19 protein-coding genes are annotated in these 19,233 nt (G+C 72.8%); 10 read left to right on the plus strand and 9 right to left on the minus strand.

All coding sequences use genetic code 11. From position 1 onward, the window contains the following. Positions 1 to 49 precede the first annotated feature (49 nt). Positions 50 to 676, plus strand: coding sequence for a PadR family transcriptional regulator (locus tag ABZ386_RS05340; protein WP_358963717.1), 627 nt, complete (start codon positions 50 to 52; stop codon positions 674 to 676). Between the two features lie 105 nt (positions 677 to 781). On the opposite strand, the gene ABZ386_RS05345 is transcribed toward ABZ386_RS05340, so the two are convergent. After that, on the minus strand, positions 782 to 1,210 hold the full coding sequence (locus ABZ386_RS05345) for an SRPBCC family protein (RefSeq protein WP_351345000.1): 429 nt from the start codon (positions 1,208 to 1,210) through the stop codon (positions 782 to 784). Between the two features lie 223 nt (positions 1,211 to 1,433). On the opposite strand from ABZ386_RS05345, the gene ABZ386_RS05350 reads away from it, so the two are divergent. The 3 genes from ABZ386_RS05350 to ABZ386_RS05360 all read left to right on the plus strand — a co-directional run bounded on the left by ABZ386_RS05350 (position 1,434) and on the right by ABZ386_RS05360 (position 4,294). Next, complete coding sequence (locus tag ABZ386_RS05350; protein ID WP_358963720.1) at positions 1,434 to 1,991, plus strand: Clp protease N-terminal domain-containing protein; 558 nt, start codon at positions 1,434 to 1,436, stop codon at positions 1,989 to 1,991. A 76-nt stretch (positions 1,992 to 2,067) separates the two neighbouring features. After that, the gene (locus ABZ386_RS05355) at positions 2,068 to 3,072 is read left to right on the plus strand and encodes an EamA family transporter (protein ID WP_351344994.1); all 1,005 of its coding nucleotides are present in this window, start codon (positions 2,068 to 2,070) and stop codon (positions 3,070 to 3,072) included. A gap of 229 nt (positions 3,073 to 3,301) precedes the next feature. Beyond that, the gene (locus ABZ386_RS05360; RefSeq protein ID WP_358963722.1) at positions 3,302 to 4,294 is read left to right on the plus strand and encodes an EamA family transporter; all 993 of its coding nucleotides are present in this window, start codon (positions 3,302 to 3,304) and stop codon (positions 4,292 to 4,294) included. A 3-nt stretch (positions 4,295 to 4,297) separates the two neighbouring features. Here the strand turns inward: ABZ386_RS05360 and ABZ386_RS05365 are convergent, their stop codons facing one another. After that, complete coding sequence (locus ABZ386_RS05365; RefSeq protein WP_351344988.1) at positions 4,298 to 4,984, minus strand: pyridoxamine 5'-phosphate oxidase family protein; 687 nt, start codon at positions 4,982 to 4,984, stop codon at positions 4,298 to 4,300. 35 nt (positions 4,985 to 5,019) lie between these two features. On the opposite strand from ABZ386_RS05365, the gene ABZ386_RS05370 reads away from it, so the two are divergent. Beyond that, on the plus strand, positions 5,020 to 6,351 hold the full coding sequence (locus ABZ386_RS05370) for an aminotransferase class I/II-fold pyridoxal phosphate-dependent enzyme (protein WP_358963725.1): 1,332 nt from the start codon (positions 5,020 to 5,022) through the stop codon (positions 6,349 to 6,351). Here ABZ386_RS05370 and ABZ386_RS05375 read toward each other — a convergent pair. Beyond that, entirely contained in the window at positions 6,342 to 7,295 is a 954-nt protein-coding gene (locus ABZ386_RS05375) for a DMT family transporter (RefSeq protein WP_358963727.1), read from the minus strand. The two genes, ABZ386_RS05370 and ABZ386_RS05375, sit on opposite strands and share 10 nt — an antisense overlap. A gap of 75 nt (positions 7,296 to 7,370) precedes the next feature. Between ABZ386_RS05375 and ABZ386_RS05380 the strand changes: the two genes are divergently transcribed. Then, positions 7,371 to 8,273 (plus strand): LysR family transcriptional regulator, encoded by a 903-nt coding sequence (locus ABZ386_RS05380; protein WP_351344978.1) that lies wholly within the window; start codon positions 7,371 to 7,373, stop codon positions 8,271 to 8,273. A gap of 499 nt (positions 8,274 to 8,772) precedes the next feature. Here the strand turns inward: ABZ386_RS05380 and ABZ386_RS05385 are convergent, their stop codons facing one another. Next, the gene (locus ABZ386_RS05385; RefSeq protein WP_114250798.1) at positions 8,773 to 9,243 is read right to left on the minus strand and encodes a pyridoxamine 5'-phosphate oxidase family protein; all 471 of its coding nucleotides are present in this window, start codon (positions 9,241 to 9,243) and stop codon (positions 8,773 to 8,775) included. 135 nt (positions 9,244 to 9,378) lie between these two features. On the opposite strand from ABZ386_RS05385, the gene ABZ386_RS05390 reads away from it, so the two are divergent. Continuing rightward, positions 9,379 to 10,029 (plus strand): isochorismatase family cysteine hydrolase, encoded by a 651-nt coding sequence (locus tag ABZ386_RS05390; protein ID WP_358963730.1) that lies wholly within the window; start codon positions 9,379 to 9,381, stop codon positions 10,027 to 10,029. On the opposite strand, the gene ABZ386_RS05395 is transcribed toward ABZ386_RS05390, so the two are convergent. Next, positions 10,016 to 10,504, minus strand: a complete 489-nt coding sequence (locus tag ABZ386_RS05395; RefSeq protein WP_351344971.1) for a Rieske (2Fe-2S) protein — start codon at positions 10,502 to 10,504, stop codon at positions 10,016 to 10,018. The two genes, ABZ386_RS05390 and ABZ386_RS05395, sit on opposite strands and share 14 nt — an antisense overlap. Before the next feature lie 274 nt (positions 10,505 to 10,778). Here ABZ386_RS05395 and ABZ386_RS05400 point away from each other — a divergent pair, with 274 nt between their 5' ends. Next, positions 10,779 to 11,708: an EamA family transporter gene (locus tag ABZ386_RS05400; RefSeq protein ID WP_356500533.1), complete on the plus strand. Its 930-nt coding sequence runs from the start codon at positions 10,779 to 10,781 to the stop codon at positions 11,706 to 11,708. A gap of 3 nt (positions 11,709 to 11,711) precedes the next feature. On the opposite strand, the gene ABZ386_RS05405 is transcribed toward ABZ386_RS05400, so the two are convergent. From ABZ386_RS05405 to ABZ386_RS05420, 4 genes are all read right to left on the minus strand, one after another. Then, positions 11,712 to 13,448 (minus strand): radical SAM protein, encoded by a 1,737-nt coding sequence (locus ABZ386_RS05405; RefSeq protein WP_358963733.1) that lies wholly within the window; start codon positions 13,446 to 13,448, stop codon positions 11,712 to 11,714. A gap of 118 nt (positions 13,449 to 13,566) precedes the next feature. Beyond that, positions 13,567 to 17,178: a hypothetical protein gene (locus ABZ386_RS05410; RefSeq protein WP_358963735.1), complete on the minus strand. Its 3,612-nt coding sequence runs from the start codon at positions 17,176 to 17,178 to the stop codon at positions 13,567 to 13,569. 12 nt (positions 17,179 to 17,190) lie between these two features. Further along, on the minus strand, positions 17,191 to 17,541 hold the full coding sequence (locus ABZ386_RS05415) for a hypothetical protein (protein WP_351344959.1): 351 nt from the start codon (positions 17,539 to 17,541) through the stop codon (positions 17,191 to 17,193). Between the two features lie 43 nt (positions 17,542 to 17,584). Beyond that, positions 17,585 to 17,881: a transposase family protein gene (locus ABZ386_RS05420; protein ID WP_351344956.1), complete on the minus strand. Its 297-nt coding sequence runs from the start codon at positions 17,879 to 17,881 to the stop codon at positions 17,585 to 17,587. Between the two features lie 122 nt (positions 17,882 to 18,003). On the opposite strand from ABZ386_RS05420, the gene ABZ386_RS05425 reads away from it, so the two are divergent. Further along, positions 18,004 to 18,759, plus strand: a complete 756-nt coding sequence (locus ABZ386_RS05425) for a HipA family kinase (protein ID WP_358963737.1) — start codon at positions 18,004 to 18,006, stop codon at positions 18,757 to 18,759. Continuing rightward, a complete protein-coding gene (locus ABZ386_RS05430) occupies positions 18,756 to 19,169 on the plus strand; it encodes a DUF3037 domain-containing protein (protein ID WP_351344950.1) in 414 nt (137 codons plus the stop codon). Before ABZ386_RS05425 ends, ABZ386_RS05430 begins: the two co-directional genes overlap by 4 nt. Positions 19,170 to 19,233 lie beyond the last annotated feature (64 nt).

Genomic DNA, 19,233 nt, shown 5'->3' on the forward strand with positions numbered 1-19,233 from the left:
ATCGTTGACGCATCGCGACAGATCAACGATGGAATGGAGAGTGGTTGCGATGCGTACCCACGGTTTTGAGCACGGGCATGGCCACGGCGGACCGCGTCACGGTCGGGGCGGTTTCGAGGGGCTGCGTGCGGCCTTCGGTCCTTTCGGTCCGGGTGGCCCCGGCTGGGGCGGGCCCGGTGGTCCGGGCTTCGGCCCCGGCCCCTGGGGTGGTCGAGGGCGCGGCGGACCGAGGGGGAGGGCGCGGCGCGGTGACGTACGGGCCTCGATCCTGGCCCTGCTGAAGGACCGGCCGATGCACGGCTACGAGATGATCCAGGAGATCGCCGAGCGCAGCGGCGGGGCGTGGAAGCCCAGCCCCGGCTCGGTGTACCCCACCCTCCAGTTGCTGGAGGACGAGGGGCTGATCGCGAGTGAGTCCGAGGGCGGAAAGAAGCTGTTCTCGCTCACCGAGGCGGGCCGTGCCGCGGCCGAAGACGGGCCCGAGGCGCCCTGGGAGGAGGCCTCCCGCGGGGTCGACTGGGAGGCCCTCGGCGAGATCCGCCAGGCCGGCTTCGGTCTGATGGAGGCCTTCGGCCAGGTCTGGAAGGCCGGCAGCAAGGAGCAGCGGGAGAAGGCGCTCGGCGTCATCAACGAGGCGCGCAAGAAGCTGTATCTGATCCTTGCCGACGAGGACTGAACCTCGCGGCGGAGGCGCCCCCGGAGTGGTCCGGGGGCGCTTCGGCGTTCCCGGGCATCGGGTCCCAGGTCTCAGGCCTCCGGCATGAGCGTCGCGCTGCGGGTCTCAGCTCACCAGCCCGTCCAGCCTGCGCAGCGACTCGTTGAGGGCCGCCGTGGCCGAGTCCTTGAGCTTGCCCGCCATCAGGGACACCGTCGCGCCCGTGAACGCGCCGTCGATCCGGACCCTCGTCGCGTCCCCGTCGGGCGTGAGCGTGTAGCGCGTCGCCACGGTCACGGCCATCGGGCCCTTGCCGCGGATGGCGAGGACCCGGGCCGGTTCCAGCTCCTCGACGGTCCACTCCACCTCCGCCGGGAAGTTCATCAGCCGCATGTTCTCCTGGAAGGTCGCGCCCACTTCGAGGGGTTCGGGGCCGCCCGACGGGAAACCGGTGTGAGTCGTGTTCCACTCGCCGTACGCGGACCAGTCCGTGAGCCGGGCCCACACCTTCTCCGCCGGCGCCCCGATGTGTGACTCCGCGCTGACTTCGGCCATGCGACCACCTCTCCGAGTCGGGCTGGATGTCGCGGAACGTAGCCGGGGCAGCCGCAATGTTCAATACTGACGAACTGTCAGAACTGGTGCGTCCTCCGTATGAAACAGCCTGATGTCCTCCGCAAGGAGGAGATTCCGGTCGGCGGTGTCCACTTCCCGTGGGACCCGAAAATGCTTCGCTCCGGGGATGACCCGGCCCGGCGAGGCTGATGGGGTAGGAGATGTGCAACCCCGTATCCCCCGGCAGTCGGCCCATGAGCACGGCGTCCACCGCGCAGAGCACGATGCCAGGTTCAGTGACGAACTGGCCTCGATGGTCGCCGGTGCCCGCCGCCGGGCGGTCCGGGACGGGGACCGGCAGATCGACACGGCCCATCTGCTCCACTCACTGCTGGAGTCCGACCCCGAGGCACGCGCCGCCTTCGGGGACGGACCGCGGATCGCCCGGCTGCTCGGCTACCTGGTCCAGCGCAGCATCGGCTACGGCCTGCGCTGGCAGAGCGGCGTCGAGGACTCCGGCGCCGTCCCCGTGGTCACGGAGACCACGGGTTTCTCGCCGCTGGCCGCGGCGTCGATGGAGTACGCCTGCGCACGCGCCGTGCGGCACGGCGGACCGGCCCGCGGCACCGATCTGCTCGCGGCGATCGTCGTGGATCCGCAGGCGCGCGCGGTCGAGGTGCTCGAACGCGCCGGGATCGACGCGCACGAGGTGCTCGCCCGGCTCGAGAGCCGGTCCGGCCGGCCTCAGGAGTGCGTCGGCGGCGGCGAAACCGCTCCCTGACGGGGCCCGTGCGTCCCGTCCAGGCAGTGAGACAGGTGTCATGGGGGGTGACGCTCCTGTCAGGGCCTGTCATCATGTGCCGGTGCGTACGTCTGACAGCAGTCCGAGCAGGCGCGGCAAGGGCGTGGGGCTCGGCCTCGCGATCTTGTCCGCGGTCGCCTTCGGCGGCTCCGGGGTGGCCGCCAAACCACTGATCGAGGCGGGCCTGGACCCGCTGCACGTGGTGTGGCTGCGGGTGGCCGGGGCGGCCGTGGTGATGCTGCCGCTCGCCGTCCGCCACCGCGCGCTGCTGCGCCGCCGCCCCGGACTGCTCGCCGGGTTCGGCCTGCTGGCCGTCGCCGGTGTCCAGGCCTGCTACTTCGCCGCGCTCTCCCGTATCCCCGTCGGTGTGGCCCTGCTCATCGAGTACCTGGCACCCGCCCTCGTGCTCGGCTGGGTGCGGTTCGTGCAGCGGCGGCCCGTGACCCGCGCGGCGGCCGTCGGCGTCGTCCTCGCCGTCGGCGGACTCGCGTGTGTCGTCGAGGTGTGGTCGGGCCTCGGCTTCGACGCCCTGGGGCTGTTGCTCGCGCTCGGCGCGGCCTGCTGCCAGGTCGGCTACTTCGTCCTCTCCGACCAGGGCAGCGACGCCGGCGAGGAGGCGCCCGACCCGCTCGGCGTCATCGCCTACGGCCTGCTCGTCGGCGCGGCCGTGCTGACCGTCGTCGCCCGGCCCTGGACCATGGACTGGTCGGTGCTCAGGGGCACCGCGCACCTGGACGGCACGCCCGTCGCCGCCGTCGTCCTGCTGGGGTGGATCGTCCTCGTCGCCACGGTCGTCGCGTACGTCACCGGCGTGCTCGCCGTGCGCCGGCTCTCCCCGCAGGTCGCCGGGGTGGTGGCCTGCCTCGAAGCGGTCATCGCCACCGTCCTGGCCTGGGTGCTGCTCGGCGAGCACCTGTCGGCGCCGCAGATCGCCGGGGGCGTGATCGTGCTGCTGGGTGCGTTCATCGCGCAGTCCTCGACGCCCGCGAAGGGCTCCGACCGGCCGGTGGCCGGCGGCGGCCCGGAAAGGGAATTGTCGGCCCCCGGGACGACCGCTTAGGGTGTCGATCATGCCTTCGAACGCGCTCGTTCTTCCGCCTCCGGCCGCCTGAGGCGGGCCCTCCGGAAACCGCGCCCGGCGCTTTCGCCGCCGGGCCGAACGGTGCTGCCCGCAGACGAAGTCCGTGGACCCCGCTGATCCCGACTGATCCGGGGCCCTTCCCGAACTTCCGCGCACCCGCGAACGCCCCTCGGGCGCGATTCGCCGTGCGCGTCTGCGGAGAGAACACGTGTCGAACACTGCCTCCGGCCTGCCCATCGGGCGAGGCCTCCTCTATCTGATCGTCGCCGGTGCCGCCTGGGGCACCGCGGGCGCGGCGGCCTCCCTGGTCTACCGGGCCAGTGACATGGGGCCGATCGCCCTCTCCTTCTGGCGCTGCGCCGCCGGCCTGGTCCTGCTGCTCGCCGTGCGCCTGCTCCGGCCACGCACCGGCAGCCCCGTCCGTGAGCCGCTGCGCCGCAGGGCGCTGCGGGCCGGCGTCACCGGGATCGGCCTTGCCGTCTTCCAGACGGCCTACTTCGCGGCCGTCTCCGCCACCGGACTCGCGGTGGCCACCGTCGTCACGCTGGGTGCCGGGCCCGTGCTCATCGCGCTCGGCGCGCGACTGACGCTGGGCGAACGCCTGGGCCGGGGCGGCGTGGCCGCGGTCGTGGGCGCCCTCGCCGGCCTCGCGGTCCTCGTCCTCGGCGGCGGGGGATCGACGGTACGGCCCGTGGGCGTGCTGCTGGCGCTGCTGTCCGCGGCCGGGTACAGCGTGATGACGCTGCTCACCCGGCGCTGGGGGCGCGACGGTACGACCGACGCCTCCCGCACGACCGTCGAGGCGTTCGCCGTCACGAGCCTGTGCCTGCTGCCGCTCGCGCTGGCGGAGGGACTGGTGCCGCACACCGTCGAGCCCATGCGGCTGCTGGTCCTGCTGGCGTACGTCGCCGCCGTGCCCACGGCCCTCGCCTACGGCCTCTACTTCGCGGGCGCGGCCGTCGTACGGTCCGCCACCGTCTCGGTGATCATGCTGCTCGAACCGGTGAGTGCGGCGGTGCTGGCCGTTGTGCTGCTCGGCGAGCGGCTGACGGTGGCGACGGTCGCCGGAACCTTGTTGTTGCTGGGATCGGTGGCGGGACTCGCCGTAGGGGAGGCGCGGACGCCCGGGGGGCGGGTGGTGCTCGTCCGGCGACGGCCGCGGGCCGTCACCGGCTGGTCGCGCAGTTCCCCGCGCCCCTAGGGGCTACCTGCCCCGGAGGTAGTCGGGAAGTGCCGTGTCCTCGGCCAGGGCCGGGTCGGGGATCGGGGTGCCGTAGGTCTTCCGGACCGGGACGACTCCTGCCCAGTGGGGGAGGGCGAGGTCCTCGGGCTCGTCGTTCACGCCGCCGGTGCGGAGCTTGGCGGAGACCTCGTCCAGGTCCAGGCGGATCACGGCCGTGGCGGCCAGCTCCTTCTTGTTGGCCGGCCGGGAGTCGGCGGCGCGGCCCGGTACGACGTGGTCGACCAGCGCGTCCAGGGCCCGCCGCTTCTCCTCGGGGTCCGTGACGTCACGGGCGACGCCGTGCACCACCACCGAGCGGTAGTTGATCGAGTGGTGGAAGGCCGAGCGGGCCAGGACCAGACCGTCGACGTGCGTGACGGTCAGGCAGACCGGCAGGCCCGGGTCGTCCTGGCCGGCCGCCCGCAGCGGGCGCGAGCCCGTCGAGCCGTGCACGTAGAGCCGCTCGCCGACCCGGGCGTACAGCGTGGGCAGCACCACCGGCGCGCCGTCGCGGACGAAGCCGAGGTGGCAGACGTAGGCCTCGTCGAGTATCGCGTGCACCAGCTCCCTGTCGTACGAGGCCCGGCCCGGCGAGCGCGTGGGGACGGTGCGGTCGGTCGGTGTGTAGGCGGTGGCGGGCTGCGACGGCGTCCGCGTGCTCCCCTGCATGGCGATCTCCATTGCACTAGTGCATAATCTGTTTTGTGCTAGGAGAGTATCCGATCAGTGGGCGCCGTGCGGCGGAAATTTCCGCGAGCGTCGAGCGGGCGGTGGGTGCCGGTGAGCTGCGGCCGGGTCAACTACTGCCGCCCATGCGGGAGTTGGCGGAGCGGCTGGGAGTGAACCCGAACACGGTCGCGGCCGCGTACCGGACCCTGCGCGAGCGCGGGGTCATCGAGACCGCGGGCCGGCGCGGCAGCCGGGTACGGCCGGCGCCGGCCACGACCGGGCGGGACCACATTCGGGTGGACGTCCCCGAGGGCGTGCGCGACGTGGCGACCGGCAACCCGGACCCGGCACTGCTGCCGCCGCTCGCGGGCGCGTTCGCGGCGGCCGCCGCCGAGGGCGACCGGGCCCCCGTGATGTACGGGGACACCCCCGTGGAGCCGGAACTGGCCCGGATCGCCCGCGCCGGCCTCGACGCCGACGGGGTGCCGGACGGGCCGCTCGCCGTGGTCTCCGGGGCGCTCGACGGCGTCGAACGGGTGCTGGCGGCCCATCTCAAGCCCGGCGACACCGTCGCCGTGGAGGACCCCGGCTGGGGCTCCACCCTGGACCTCGTGGCCGCGCTCGGACTGCGGACCGCCCCCGTCGGCGTCGACGACGAGGGCCCGTACGCCGAGGACGTGCGCCGGGCGCTGGGAGCCGGGGCGCGCGCCCTGATCGTGACCGACCGGGCGCAGAACCCCACCGGCGCCGCGGTGAGCGCCGCACGCGCGCGTGCCCTGCGGTCCGTGCTCCGGGAGCACCCGGAGACCCTGCTGATCGAGGACGACCACGGCCACGGCATCGTCGACGTGCCGCTCCACCCGCTGGCCGGGGCGACCCGGCACTGGGCCCTGGTCCGGTCGGCCGCCAAGGCCTACGGGCCCGATCTGCGCCTCGCCCTGCTCACGGGGGACGCGGTCACCGTCGACCGGGTCCGCGGCCGGCAGCGCCTCGGGCCCGGCTGGGTGAGCCTGCTGACGCAGCGGGCCCTGGTGCGGCTGTGGGCCGACGGCGCGGTGGACACGGCCGAGGTGGCGGCGGCGTACGGGCGGCGCCGGGACGCGCTGATCGGCGCCCTCGGCCGGCGCGGTGTCGCGGCGTACGGGCGCAGCGGCATGAACGTCTGGGTGCCCGTGCCGGACGAGACCGGTGCCGTCGCCCGGCTGCTGCACGCCGGGTGGGCCGTCGCCCCCGGCGCCCGCTTCCGCGTGAGCGCGCCGCCCGGCATCCGCGTCACCGTCTCGACGCTCACCGAGGGCGAGACCGAGGCGCTGGCCGAGGCGATCGCCTCGGCCCTCGGCCCCGCCCCGGCGCGGAGTTACGGCTGAGGCGTCCGCCGGGGCTTCGGCCGCACCTGCGTGAGCGCCGCCCCCGTCAGCACGATCGCCGCGCCGACCGGTGTCGACCAGGTGAGCGACTCGCCGAGGAGTGCGACGCCCGCCGCCGTGGCGATGACCGGAATGAAGTACGTGACCATCTGTGCGGTCGTCGGGCCGACTTCGGCGACCAGGCCGTACTGGAGGAGCACGGCGAGGCCCGTGCCCAGGGCGCCCAGGGCGGCGATCGCCAGCAGCGGCACGACGGACACGCGGGTGGGCAGCGTCGTGAACAGCGGGGTGACCACGGCCAGTTGGACCGTGGCGAGCAGCAGTTGCGCGCCGGTCATCGACAGGTGCGAACGGCCGGTGCCGGCCAGGGTGTGGCGGACGTAGATCCAGCCGATCGGGTAGCTGAGGGAGGCGAGCAGGGCCAGTGCCGTGCCCGTGGCGTCCAGGCCGTGGAAGCCCTGCCAGGCGCCCAGCACCGTGAGCACCCCGAGGAAGCCCAGTCCCAGCCCGGCGACCCGCACCCGGGTCGGGCGGTCCTCCGACAGGGCGACCAGGGACAGCGCCATGCCCCACAGCGGCGAGGTCGCGTTGCAGATGCCCGCCAGCGTGGACGGGATGGTCAGCTCGGCGTAGGCGAACAGCGAGAACGGCAGGGCGTTGAGCAGGAACGCGGCGACCGTCAGATGGGCCCAGGTGCGCGCCCCGCGCGGCAGTCGCTCACGGCGCACCGCCATCGCGGCGGCCAGCACCGCGGTGCCGAACACCAGGCGGCCGAGGGTGACTTGGAAGGGTGCGTAGCCCTCGGTGCCCACCTTGATGAGCAGGAAGCTGAAGCCCCAGATCAGGGAAAGGGCGGCGAACCGGAGCCGCCAGTCGAGGCGGGGCCGGGGGCGGTCGGGCGAGGCGGGGGTGATCCGGCTGGAGGTGGTGGTGGCGGTGCTCATGGACGCCACGATGCTGGACAGGAACCTCGTAGCACAATCGAGATTTCGCACTCGGTATCGCGTAGCATCGCTTACATGTTGAATCTGGAGCGCCTGCGCACCCTCGACGCCCTCGCCCGGCACGGCTCGGTCAGCGGCGCCGCCGAGGGGCTGCACATCACGACCTCCGCCGTCTCGCAGCAGCTGTCCAAGCTGGAACGGGAGGTCGGCCAGCAGCTCCTCGCCAAGAACGGCCGGGGTGTGCGGCTCACCGACGCCGGGCGGCTGCTCGCCGAGCACGCCGCGCGCATCCTGTCCCAGGTCGAACTGGCCCAGTCGGACCTGGAGGCGCAGCGCGGGCAGGTCGTCGGCGAGCTGAGACTGTCGGCGTTCCCGACGGCCGCGCGCGGGCTCTTCCCGCACGCGCTGGCCGCCCTGCGCGCGGCACACCCCGCGCTCCGGCTGCGCTCCTGCGAGCTGGAACCGGAGCACGGCATCGCCGGGGTCGTACGCGGTGACCTCGACCTCGCCGTGGTGCTCGACTGGTACAACAAGCCGATGGCGCTGCCCGACGGCCTGGTCAAGGCGTCGATCCTCGACGACCCGGCCGAGGTCGCCATGCCGGTGGACCACCGGCTCGCCGGGCGCGACGAAGTGGACCTCACGGAGTTCGCCGAGGACGAGTGGATCACCTGGGGCGAGGGCGAGTTCTGCCACGAGTGGCTCATGTTCACCCTCCGCTCCAAGGGCGTCGAGCCGATCGTCGGCCACCGCGCCGCGGAGAACCACACGCAGCTCGCGCTGGTCGCCGCGGGCCTCGGCGTGTGCGTCGCCCCGCTGCTCGGCCGCCATCCCGTGCCGGCCGGCGTCGTGACCGTCCCCCTCAGGCAGCGGGTGCGGCGCCACGTCTACGTCGTCTGGCGCGCGGACGCCGACCGCCGCCCGTCGATCCGCGCCGCGGTGAAGGCCCTCCGGGCGGCGGGGGAGAGCGTCGGCTGAGCCCGCCCGCGCGAGCCGGCGCCCCGACCACTGACGGCCGACCGCCCGAGGCCCCGGCGCGGGAGGCTGTCTGCGTCCTGGCGGTTGGAGGCCGCCGGCGCCCCTTGGCGGTCTGCTGCCCGCGCCCAGGCGGTCGGAAGAGGGTCGCACCCTCTGGCGGTTCGCCGCCCACTCCCAGGCCGGTCGGAGGCCGTCCCGCGGCGCCTGGCGGCGGCTGGTGCCCTGACGGGCCGACTGGCACTCTGACGGGCCGACTGGCCCTCTGGCGGGCGGCTGGCCCTCTGGCGGGCGGCTGGCCCTCTGGCGGGCGGCTGGCCCTCTGGCGGCCTGCTGGCCCCTGGCGGGCGGCTGGGCCTGCCTGCCGGCCTGCGCCCGATCCTCGGCGGTCGGCCGCCCGATCCTCGGCGGTCGGCCGATCGATCCTCGGCGGTCGGCCGGCCGAGCCTCGGCGGTCGGCCACCGCCCCTCGGTGGGGCCACCGCCGAGCTCTCCGAAGGCCCTACCGCGCCCCCAGCTTGCGGAAGTCCCAGGAGACGATCTTCTCCGGGGTCAGTCGTATCCAGGCGTGCCGGCCGTCGTGCGGCATCTCCTCCAGGCCGAAGTTCTTCCGGGCGAACAGCGTCTCCGGCACGTCGAGTTCGGCGCGCAGCTCGCCCGTGCGCGGGATCTCGCCCACGAACTCGACGGTGCCCGACAGCTCGGCTCCGCGCAGCTCGTCGTACTCCTCGCCCGTGTCGACCACGATCGCCACCCGCGGGTCGCGCCGCAAATCGGTCCACCGCTTGCTGCGCACGACCGAGTACAGCCACATCGAGGTGCCGTCCCAGGCGAACCACAGCGTGCTCACGTGCGGCGCGCCGCCCGCCGAGACCGTGGCGACCCGGCAGGTGCGCTGCGTGGTCAGGAAATCGTCCAGCTCGCCCGGCGTCATCATGATCTTCCGGCCCCGGCGCTGCTGCGTGACGGTCATGCTCCCCCTCTTTCTTCTCCCACGTCGTGTCAGAGGAGATCCTCTGACATCACGTCAGAAAAGAATGGTTTCTCTTCCGTCCGTGCGCAACGGTGGCTACGCTCGCCGCCCGGCCGCCGGCGACAGGGGGAAGCCGTGCCCTCGTACGAAGAGCTCAGCGCACTCCTCGATCCGGACACCACCGTGCTGCTCACCGTCGAGTGCCAGGAGGGCGTCGTCGGGAAGGACGGCGCACTGCCCGAACTCGCCGAAGAGGCGCGCTCCAGCGGCATGCTCGCCCACGTGGCCCGCCTGGTGGCCGCCGCCCACGCGTGCGGTGTCCAGGTCGTCCACGCCGTCGCCGAGCGCCGGCCCGACGGCCGCGGTTCCAGCCGCAACGCCCGTCTCTTCCGCGCCGCCGCACGTCTGCCCGTCCAGCAGCTGACCGGCACGCCGGCGGTGGGCGTGGCCGCCCCGATCGAGGTCGCCCAGGAGGACCTCGTCGTACGGCGCCTGCACGGGCTGTCGCCCCTCCAGGGCACCGACGTCGACCCGCTGCTGCGCAACCTGGGCTGCCGCACGCTGATCGTCACCGGCGTCTCGGCCAACGTGGCGATACCCAACGCCGTGTTCGACGCGGTGAACCGCGGCTACACCGTCGTCGTCCCGGCCGACGCCATCGCGGGGGTGCCGTCCGGCTACACCCCCGCGATGATCCGCCACACCCTCGCGTTGGTCGCCACGGTCGCGACCACGGACGAGGTGCTGGCGTGTCTGGGGCGTCGGGGCGGGGTCAGGCGAGCGTGATGGAGTCGCCGTTCACGGTCACCTGCTTCGCCTCCAGCGGCTTGACCGCGGGGCCCTTCTTCACGCTGCCGTCGAGCACGGAGAACTGACTGCCGTGGCAGGTGCAGGAGATGATGTCGTCCTTGAGGTCCACCATGGGGCAGTTCTGGTGGGTGCAGATCGTCGAGAAGGCCTTGAAGTCGCCCGCGGCCGGCTGGGAGACGACGACCTTCTCGTCCTTGAAGATCTTGCCGCTGCCCTCCGGGATGTCGGCGGTCTTCGCGAGCGCCGCGCCACCGGCGCCCGCCCCGGCGGACGAGCCGCCCTCGGAGCTCGTCGCGCCGCCGCCCCCGGCGCCCTGTTCGGTGGACGAGTCGGACGCCTTGTCGCCCGAGCCGCACGCCGTCAGCGCCACGGTGAGCCCCGCCGCGCCGACCGCCGCCACGACGGCACGGCGGTTCGGTCCCGACACCGGCTGAACTGATTCGCTGGTCATGCTGACGTTCCTTCCGGGGATTCGTGATCTGCGCAGAGGTACGGTCCTTCGGGACCGGCTGTTCAGACAACGTCGAAATCCTGACCCGTTCGCCGAGCGCCGTGGGTAAAAGGGAGCTGTCGGTTCGCTGTCGGGTTCCGGGCCGTCTTACGCGGCCGATCCTCCTCACGCGCCCCGGCGCCGCGGCTCTTCTCCACGCGCGCGCCGCCCGCGGACGCAATTCCCCTGTCCGGAAAGGGAGGGCGGGTGTGACGCGCATCCTTACGCTGCCCCGGTGACCGACCAGGGAGTGACGGGAGGGCTGGTGGAGGATCCGGCGCGCCGGCTCAGGGCCACCGGCCTGGGCGCCGCGGCCGTGCTGCTGTGGGCGTCGCTGGCGCTGTTCACCACGTCGACCGGACGGATACCGCCCTTCCAGCTGACCGCGATGGCGTTCGTGGTGGGGGGCCTCCTCGGACTGCCCCGGGTGCTGCGCGGCCGCGGCACCGCCCTGCGCGGACTGCCCGCCGGGGCCTGGGCGCTGGGCATCGGCGGCCTGTTCGGCTACCACTTCTTCTACTTCCTCGCCCTGCGCAACGCCCCCGCCGTCGACGCCGGACTCATCGCCTACCTGTGGCCGCTGCTGATCGTGGTGTTCTCCGCGCTGCTGCCCGGCGAGCGGCTGCGCTGGTGGCACACGGCGGGGGCGCTGCTCGGGCTCGCCGGGACCTTCCTGCTCGTCACCGGCGGGCAGGGAGTGCATTTCAGAAGCCAGTTTCTGCTGGGGTACGGCGCCGCGGGCGTCTGCGCGCTCGTGTGGTCGGCCTACTCCGTGGCCAACCGCCGTTATCCGCAGGTGCCGACGGACCTGGTCGCCCTGTTCTGCCTCGCCACGGCCCTGCTCGCAGCCGTGTGCCATGTGCTGTTCGAGACGACCGTGCGGCCCGAGGGCTGGCAGTGGGCCGCGGTGCTCGCGCTCGGGCTCGGGCCGGTCGGCGGCGCCTTCTACGTGTGGGACCACGGCACCAAGCACGGGGACATCCGGCTGCTGGGCACCTTGTCGTACTTCGCCCCGCTGCTGTCCACGGGGCTGCTGGTGGCGACGGGACGGGCCGACGCGAGCTGGCCCGTCGCCGTCGCCTGTGTGCTGATCACCGGAGGGGCCATGCTGGCCTCGGCGGAGATGCTGCGCACGGCCCGCCGCCGCGGCCGGGAAACCGGCTGAGGCTCAGGCGTCCACCGGCCAGGTGCCCCGGCGGACCATTTCGGTCACCTTGTCGGGGCCGTTGGCCCGCACCAGCAGCTCCAGCCGCATCCGCTCGATGTCCTCGGCGCTCCACTTGTCCGTGGCCATGGTCGCCTTCTCGTGGGACCAGCCGTTGTCGTAGTGGCGTACGACGTAGTCCTTCTGGAAGTCCCACATCTTCGTGCCCGGCAGGGGCGTGACGATGAACGGGTTGGCGTAGGCCATGCCGTGGCCCATGAGCGTGACCGCGTAGTCGATGGTCTTCTCGATCTGCTCCAGCGACTCGATGTACGGCTCGCCGCCCCGCTGTTCGGGCGGGTTGACGAAGCCGGGCATGAAACCGCCGGTGACCTGGATGCCGTACTCGGTGAACATCTCCACGATCTCGCCGGTGGCCTGCTGGAAGGCGTTGAGGCGGGGCTTGCCGGACTCGACGAGGCTGTCCTCGTTGGCGCTCTGCACGGCCAGGTAGACGCTGTAGCAGCCGCCGTCGGCCATCGCCTTGATCAGGGCCCGGCAGGTCAGTCCGGAGCGCATCGCCGCCAGGATGTTGCGGAAGTTGGGGTTGCGCCGTTCGGCGTCGTCCACCCACGGCAGGTCGTGCTTGCGCAGCAGCTCGCAGACGCTCATCGCGTACAGCGGGTCGTGCAGGAGATGGTCGTCCTCGATGAGGACCTCGGTGACGCCCTGCTTGCGGATCTCGGCGAGGTGCAGGTCGAACCAGTCGGTGCCCAGCGCCCGCCAGGGGCCGTTCACCATGGGGATGTAGCAGAAGTCGCAGCCGACGTTGCAGCCGATGGTGGAGAAGATCTGCGCCCAGGAGCCGTGGTCGCGCACCCGCTTGCCCGAGGAGTGGTACGGCTGCTCGTACTGGCGCATGTCGAGCATGCCGAAGTCGGGCAGCGGCATCATGCCGAGCCGCTCGTCCAGGCCCTGCCGCTTGGGCAGGATCCGCATGTACGGCGACCGGGCGGTGGTGCGCACCACGGCGCCGTCGGTCCGCCGGTAGGCGATCCCGGGGACGGCGTCGATGTCGCCGTCCGGCTCGGTGAGCGCCTGGAGCAGGGCGGTGAAGGTCTGGTCGGCCTCGTTGATGACGACGTGGTCGAACGGCGAGTCCGGTACGGCGTACTGCCAGTCGCCGCTTGGATGGGAGCCGCCGGTGACGGTCACGATCGCCGGGTCGATGTCCTTGACCAGGTCGGCGAGGGCGCGAGCGTTGCCCCACTGCACGGTGTAGATGCACTGCACGCCGACGATGTCCGGGTCGAAGTCCTCGATCAGGGCACGCAGTTGCGTGTCGTCGAGGCCGTAGCGGACGAGGCTGCTGCCGCCGCCGAGGTCGACGACCCGGCGCTCCTGCTCCCAGCCGGCGAAGGGCGAGTCGACGATGCCGACGTCGAACCCGGCGAGGCGGGCGCCCGCGGCGATGCGTAAGAGGCCGATCGGGGTTCCGGCGCGTTTCATCACCTCGAAGGTGTCCAGGCCGAGGGTGCGGAAGCTGCTGCGCTCGGGTGAGGGTTCGACGACGCGGGTGTAGGAGGGGACGAGGAGGAGAACGCGGGGCATCTCCCCGCGGGCGCGGCGCCGGGTGTCGGAGGCGGAGCGGCGCAGCGAGGGCCTGCCCAGGTGGCGCAGGGGCGGGCGTTCGGGGGCGCTGGAGAACTTCACGGACGGGTTCTCGATGAGCACGGACGACGACGAAACGTTTCGCGACACGGGCGCTCCCAGAGTCCGAATGCGAACGAGTGTGCGTCGTATCAGATACAGCTTCCCCGCGGGGTGGTCGAGCGCGAACTCGTTCTTCCTTCTGCGCGATGAGCTGGGCCAGGCCCCGCTACTGCTCGCCGGTGTCCTCGGAGGAGGGGGTGACGCGGGGGCCGGCGGTGCGGCGGGGCCAGCGCAGCGCCAGGCGCCGCCGGCGGCGGCCCGCGGCCCCGGGGGGAGGCGCATCGTGGGCGCTCGAGGGTGGGGTACGCAGCCCGGCGACGCCCAGATCCTCGGCGAGCAGGAGCAGGATCGCCGGTTCGAGCCGGTGCAGCGTGCCCACGGCCGTCCACAGGTCGAGGGTGAAGGCCCGTGCCGTCAGGAGCCGGGCCGCTGCCGGGTGGGCCGCATTGGCAAGGTGGGCCAGGGCGCGGGCCTGGATCGCCGAGTCGGTGATCCGGTCCGCGATCGACTCCGCCCGCTCAGGTTGTCCGGTCTCGGCCGCTGCCCGGGCGAGACGGGCGAGCAGTTCACGGTTTCCGTGCGAGCTGGCCTTCTCAAGTGCATCCTCGATCTCGGCAGCCAGCTCCGCGGCTCGTTCGTGCGCTCCGGTCCAGGCGATCGCCTCGGTGACCGCCGCCAGGGTGTGAGTACGCTCGGAGGTTCCGTCGATGATGCGAGCCAGCGCTGCCGCATCGCCGAGAACCATGCTTACGCTTGCTTCATCTTCGGCCCAAGCGGCTGCCTTGATGAGCGAGTCCACGGTACGTGGCCGATCGTGGGGGCCGTCGATGCCGCGGGCCACTGCCTCGGCCTCGTCAAGGAGCGCAGCGGCTCGGCCCGCATCGCCTTTGCGGGCGGCGGCCCTGGCCACTGCCGCCAGCGCCCGGGCTCGTGGCGTGAAGTCCCCGATCATGCGGGCGACGCGCTCGGAATGCTCGACTGCACCGGCGCGGGCGATGGCCTCGGTCAGGACGAGCACGACCCACTCGTCCACATTCTCGCCCGCTTCGGCGATGCGGCTCATGAGCCTGTCCATGAGGGCTGTCGCGCCTTTGTGGTCGCCCGACGCTTCTCCTGCGCCGACAGCCGCACCGATCGCCACCATCCACGGGCGCGCCGTCTCGATCGCGGAGATGATCTCCACTGCCCGATCCGTGGCACCCGCTTCGAAGGCAGCTTCAGCGATGATGGCGAGCGCAGTGTCGCGCTGGCCGATCTCGTTGTCGATGGTGCGGGCGACGGCCTCGGCACGATCAAAGTGCCGCGCGTCCGCCGCGGCCCGGGCGATCGCTGTCCGCGCGATCACTTCACGGGCGGCGTCATGCACCGTCCCGGCGATGGCCACAGCCCAATCGAGGTCGCCCGATCGAGCCGTCACACCGGCCAGGGCCGCGAGCTCCACCTGCTGGTGCACCGGGGACCGCACTGCCCGAGCCACCTCCTGGGCCTGCGATGCCAGACCGAGCCCGCGTCGGTGGTCGCCCGACCGCACGACCGCCTCGGCCACCGCGGTCAGCGCCCGCGCTTTGGACTCGGGGTCGGGGTTGGCCCGGGCCAGCGCCTCGGCGCGGTCATGATCGCCGGCTCGGGCAGCGGCGCCGGTGAGGATGGCGAGATCGCGGCCTACCTGGAAGGTCGGGTGGTCGTCCGAATTGTCGAGGAGTTCTTCGGCGGTTTCGGCCACGAGTTCGGCCGCACGCTCCGGATCTCCGGCGGCGGCCAGCGCCTCGATCACCGCCGCCATCGGAGGCCGTAGCGAGACTCCGGCAACCGCCCGGGCTGCGGTCTCCGCTTCGGCCGCCCACCGGGATGCCGAAGCCAGGTCTCCGTCGCGGGCCGCCGCCCGCGACACAGCGGCAAGAGCCTCCGCCCGCCGCCCAGGGTCACCGATGGCGCGAGCCACAGCCAGGGCATCGTTCTGTTCGCCGGCAGCGGCCAGCGCCTCGGCCAGATCGTCATCGACCAGTTCGCGCCCGGCCATGGCCTGCGGATGGTCAGCGAGCGCCCTGATCTCTCCGACCAGCTCGGTGGCGCGCTGCCGGTCGCCTGCCGCGGCTGCGTCCGTGGCCAGCGCCGCCCAGCAGGCGGCTCGGGTCAGGTAGTTGTCGATCTGACGGGCCGCCCGGTCGGCGGCACCCGACAGCTCGGCGGCCCGACCCCGGTCACCGTCCCTGGCGGCGGCTACGGCAACCGCCGAAAGCGCGGCAGCCCGCTCGTCCGGTTCGGCGATGCTCTGCGCGATGGATTCGGCAGACGCCGAACCGCCGGTTTCCGCCAGCGCCCGGGCCACCCTGGCGAGCGCCATCTCGGAAGTCACCGGTCCCATGGACTCGGCCAGCGCCCGGGCCCGATCGAGGCGACCGAGCAGTGCCCAGACAGCGGGCAGTCGCACGGGCAGCGAGGCGTTGCGCTCAGACAGGTTCGCCCGGCACAGAACGACTCTGGTCAGGTCCGCCAGGTCTGGTGTCTCGGCACCGAGGATCGCGTCCCGGGTCGCGGTGAGTTCGGCGAGGGCGGTGGCTTCGCCACCCGTGGTGTCGAGCAACCAGGCGTGGCGGCCCGGATCGAGCGCGAGGTCGAGCATCCTGGGAATGTCGCCGGCCTCCCGCAGCGTGCGGAAGTAGCCGAGTAGCAGGTAGCCGGGGGTGCGCCTGTCCCAGCCGCGTTCCCGGTGCCCGTCTGCCCAGGCGTGCAGGCGCCGGCGGTAGTCGGCCAGCCGTTCTCCGGCGAGAAAAGTCCTGGCCGCCTGCTGGAGGTCTTCATGAGCCAGCAGGTAGACGTCCTCGGGTGGTTCGAGCCCGTGCCGGAGCGATGACGGGCGCTGCGCGAAGGTCCGGCCGGACACCGCGCCGAGGGTGTCCGTGATCTCCCACGGATCACGGACACCGGTCAACTCCACCAGGTCTTGAACGGACAGGCCGCCGCCGGCCGCCGTGAGCAGGCCCAGCAGGTCCTGCTCGGTGGGTGTGCCGGTCAGTAGGCGTTTCAGTTCCTGCTCAGCGGCGTGCCGGATGACTTCGGCGCGCTCGGAGGGCTCCAGGAGCCGTACGGTCGCGGGATCGCGCAGCGGGTGGTGGTCGGGCACGTCCGCGGGCAGCGGCGGCGCGAGGCGTCCGGCCACGACGACGCGCATCCCTCCGGGCGGGCGGGCCGGGAGCAGTGCGGCGATGCTGTATACGTCGGGGCCGGTCGTCACCCCCCGGTCCTCGTCGAGGCCGTCCACGACCAGGACGAGCCGCGACCCCTGTTCCTGACAGGCGGTGGCGGCCTCGTCGAGCAGCGCGAGCAGGTGCGCGGCGCGGGTCGCCCCTGTCAGGTACGAGGGCACGGGCTTGCCCAACAACGCCGCGAGCTGCTCCATGACGACATCGATGAACGCCTCGCGGTCGCTCTGCCCGGCGAATCGCGCGGTGACGAAGAACGAGACGACGTGCACACCTTCCGGCGGGTGGAGCACGAACCAGGACAGCAGGGCAGACTTGCCTGCCCACGCCTTCGCCCGCCACCAACGGTAGGCGCTCTCACCGGAGTGGGTGCAGAACTCGCTGAGCTCGGCGAGCTCCTCCTCCCGACCGGCGAGCATCGCCGGTGCGATCAACCTCACATGGTAGAGGTAGGCCGAGCGGGCCGCCGCTGAGGCACCGGTGTGCAGGTTGATCTGCAGGTTCCCGTCCCCGACCTGCAGCCCCGACACCCCGCGGGCGTCGACCGGCGGGGTCCGGCCGCCGTAGCTGTCCACTCGCTACGGCCCTCAGCTGTAGTTATTGGTCTGGATGTTGTGGTCGCCGGTCTGCACGCCCTTGGCACCGCGCGCATCGACCTGGTACTTGCTCCCTGAGGGGAGCAGCGTCAAGAGGTCCTCGGCCGCCGCCAGCAGCTCCTGGTCCCGATCGGCACCGGACGCGGTCAGCTCCTCGCGCAGCCGGGCCTCCCAGACCCCCGGCTCCACCTGCTCGGCATCCAGCAGCTCCTCGCCACGGCCGGGCAGCCGACGGAGCACCGACTCTCGCAGCGCACCGTACGCGTCCCGCACCGCAGTGCTCACCGTTTCGGTGAGCCCTGCCGACGCACCAGCGGCCAGCGCCGCCACCACCAGTTCCACCCCGGACACTAGTCCCCCCAACTCGCAGCCGACGCCCAGCATTTCACGCTATCGGCATCCGTAGACCGAACTTGACGGAATTCAGATCGACGGGATGGCCTGGCCATCGACGGGGCAGGGGCCGTGGTGGCCCGTCCGCCGAGGCGCGAGGCGCACCGACCGCCGGCAGAGAGGTCGCTCCGGCCGGCACCGCGCACGCGGTCAGCGAGAGCACGACGGCAAGGCGGTGGCGTACCCCGCGTGGATCACGCGGGTCCGGGACCTCGGCCGGACTGCGGGCACTCGCGGAGGTGGTCAAGGCCTTGGCGCCGCGGCTCGGGCGCTCCTCGCCGGTGATCACCCTCGGTTACTATGCTCACTTCATGCCGGAGGCCGGGGGCTGTTGGCGGGCGATCCTCGCCGCTGCGCTCCTCCGAAGTTGGTCGTGGATCGCAAGGCTGAAGAAACGGGTGGCCTGGGAAAATGTTGAAAGAGGTCACCGCGACCCGCTACATCGCGCCCCTGCGCGAGGGCGGTTCGCTGCCGGGGCTGGTCGAGGCCGACGACTTCGGCATGTACGTCCTGAAGTTCACCGGCGCGGGACAGGGCCGCAAGACGCTCGTCGCCGAGGTGGTCTGCGGGGAACTGGCCCGCCGGCTGGGCCTGCGCGTGCCGCGGCTGGTCACGGTCCGGCTCGACGCGGAGCTGGGACTCGGCGAGCCCGACGAGCAGGTCCAGGGCCTGCTCAGGTCCAGCGGCGGCATCAACCTCGGCATGGACTTCCTCTCCGGCGCGCTCGGCTTCGACCCGCTGGCCTTCCGGGTGAGCCCGGAGGAGGCCGGGCGGATCGTCTGGTTCGACGCGCTGGTCAACAACGTCGACCGGTCCTGGCGCAACCCCAACCTCCTGATGTGGCGGGGCGAGCTGTGGCTCGTCGACCACGGCGCGACCATGATCTGGCACCACAACTGGCCCGGCGCCGAGGCCTCGGCCGCCCGCCCCTACGACGCCTCCGACCACGCACTGGCGCCTTTCGCGCCCGACATCGCCTGCGCGGCGGCCGAGTTGGCACCCCGGATCACCGAGCGGCTCCTCGACGAGGTCACGGCCCGGATCCCCGACGCCTGGCTGACGGACGAGCCCGGCTTCGACACACCGGACGATTTGAGGCGGGCCTACGCGGGGCCGCTGCTCGCCCGGGCCGCCGTCATCCACGACCGCATCCAGGGGATCAAGTGAGCGACCGGCACATCATCAAGGGCGGGCCCCGGGACCGCCAGATCTACGAGTACGCCGTCCTGCGCGTGGTCCCGCGCGTCGAGCGCGGCGAGTGCATCAACGCCGGGGTGCTCCTCTACTGCCGCGCCGAGGCCTACGTCGGCGCGCGCACCCACCTGGACGAGGCGCGCCTGCTGGCCCTCGACCCCCGGGCGGACGTGGCCGGTGTCCGGGCCGCCCTCGACGCCGTGGAGAGGCTCTGCGCGGGCGGCACCGCGGCCGGCCAGGCCGCGGCCGACGACCCCGGCCGCCGCTTCCGCTGGCTGGTCGCCCCCCGCTCCACGATCGTCCAGCCAGGCCCCGTCCACACGGGCCTGACCACGGATCCGGCGGCGGAGACGGAGCGGTTGCTGGACCTGCTGGTGCGGTAGCCGATCACGGGCAGCGTTCCGGCCATGAGTGGCGCGCGCTCCGACGGGAAGGCGGCCTGCGGTC

This window comes from Streptomyces sp. NPDC006140 (assembly GCF_040628815.1).
Lineage (GTDB): Bacteria > Actinomycetota > Actinomycetes > Streptomycetales > Streptomycetaceae > Streptomyces.